The sequence below is a fragment of the Psychrobacter sp. W2-37-MNA-CIBAN-0211 genome (genome assembly GCF_040309405.1).
In the GTDB taxonomy this organism is placed as follows: domain Bacteria; phylum Pseudomonadota; class Gammaproteobacteria; order Pseudomonadales; family Moraxellaceae; genus Psychrobacter; species Psychrobacter glaciei.
In genome coordinates this window covers 1-239 of sequence record NZ_JBEOOU010000541.1, presented here as the reverse complement: position 1 = coordinate 239, position 239 = coordinate 1, and the positions used below count along the sequence as shown (strand labels likewise).

At 46.9% G+C, this 239-nt stretch carries 1 pseudogene; it reads left to right on the top strand.

The annotated features are described in order from the left end of the window. A pseudogene (locus tag AAEY72_RS16190) lies at positions 1 to 239 on the top strand (MFS transporter); the annotation flags it as partial.

Sequence of the window (239 nt, the reverse complement as noted above, 5' to 3'; positions counted from 1 at the left end):
GATTAGAACATGCCTTGTTTGCCGCGCTAATACTGATATTGCTCGGTATTGGAGCTCGATTTGTCGACTCATCAGCCATGTTACTCATTGGTACTGCCATTATTGGCGTCGGTATCGCAATTGCAAACGTGTTACTACCCAGTCTGATAAAACGAGATTTTGCCACTAAAATTGCGCTCATGACCTCAGCCTACGTGCTCACGATGGGAGTGGTATCAGGTGGGTTTTCGGCTCTGGTA